The sequence below is a fragment of the Cryobacterium sp. MLB-32 genome (assembly GCF_000738085.1).
GTDB lineage: Bacteria > Actinomycetota > Actinomycetes > Actinomycetales > Microbacteriaceae > Cryobacterium.
Genome location: NZ_JPRS01000399.1, coordinates 1 through 1,456, shown reverse-complemented (window position 1 = coordinate 1,456; position 1,456 = coordinate 1). Strand labels below are relative to the sequence as shown.

The window sequence follows — 1,456 nt, the reverse complement described above, 5'->3', positions numbered from 1 at the left end:
GATCGGAGGGGATGATCAGATCACCGTCATCCCACATATCGACACCGACATCCTTGCCTCAAACCCCAAACCGTTCCTCGGATACAGTGACAACACGAACCTGCACAACCTTCTCTGGAACGTCGGGGTGCCCAGCTACTACGGTGGCTCAACACAAGTTCACCTCGGACCAGGCCCGCATGTCGATGACGTGCATGTGGCTTCACTTCGTGCGGCGCTTCTTGACGGAGGTACTATCGACCTCACCGATCCGGGCGAGTCCGAAGACTTCGGCGTCTCGTGGACGGATCGCCGCGCTCTAAAGGAATTCGGTATTCGTGAACCGACCGAACCGTGGGCGTGGGCGGGCCCAAACACGGTGGCCGAAGGTCCAACGTGGGGCGGATGCATCGAAGTCATAGATCAGATCGCTCTCGCCAATCGGATGCCCGACGTCGCCGACCTGGAAGGGGCGATTCTCTTGCTCGAAACGAGCGAGGAACTTCCAAATGCCGACACGGTGAAGCGTTGGGTGCGTGCCTTGGGCGAGCGAGGAGTTCTCAATGCCGTCGCCGGTATTCTCGTCGCACGGCCACCCGTCAGCGAACTGAATTCAGCCGTCCCGTTAGCGATCGAGCGCGCTCGACTGCGCGCAGTTCAGCGCGACACCATCATCGAGCAAGTCGCTCGATATAACTCAGAAGCCGTTATCTGTGTCGGAGTGCCATTCGGACACACCAGACCGCAGTGGATCGTCCCGCACGGCAACACGCTCCGGCTCGACGGCATAACCCACACAGTCAGCGCCGACTACAGCTGAAGTCAACGCACTACGTTTCTAGCCTCGGCCGCAACTGATGGTGGCGACTCCAAACTTGTTGTCGTCCCGCAGGGGGTTCGGCTACGGGCACTGACTCTGTCACGCTGGTGATTTCTTCAAACGCTTACCCCGGTGTCTGGCAGCACATACTCTGTGAAGGAGGGGGTACACGAAATGCAGCTGCAAAGACCGGCCTTTCCCGTGCTCCTCGCCGTGACTGCGCGGTCCTGGATCCTCGGCATTCCGTCGCTCGCCCTCATCGCCGTGGCGGGGCTTCAGTTCGCGATCATCTCCCATGCGGGTCTCGGAGAATCTTGCTATCAGAACATCGAGCTAGGCAGCCTGCCTCTGCCCTCAGCAGGCTGGACTACGGACGGCGCATTTTCGTTCTTCCCCATTGGGGTCCAATGCTCCTATTTCACAAGCGATCATGAACTCCTCCTAGTACATACCCAGAGCAGCGTGTGGGACTGGGGAATCACATTCGCCGCGATCCTCGGAGTCCTGGGCTTTGCTCTCTTTCTGACCGCCCGACTCGCAACTCGACGGTCCTGGCACGAATCTCTCTGAAGAATTAGACCCAGACCGTCCCGTCGGGGGTTCGGCTTACGAAGATCTCAGGACTCTGCCATTGTCAAAGAATGGACTGGCCCACAA

General features: G+C 59.1%; 2 protein-coding genes. Both read left to right on the top strand.

The genetic code is table 11. The features are described 5' to 3' along the window. A partial coding sequence (locus JF66_RS18905) for an LD-carboxypeptidase (protein ID WP_035880424.1) occupies positions 1-799 on the top strand: 799 nt, incomplete at its 5' end. Positions 800-973: 174 nt separating this feature from the next. Further along, a complete protein-coding gene (locus tag JF66_RS18900) occupies positions 974-1,369 on the top strand; it encodes a hypothetical protein (protein ID WP_156109927.1) in 396 nt (131 codons plus the stop codon). The last annotated feature ends 87 nt before the right edge of the window (positions 1,370-1,456 follow it).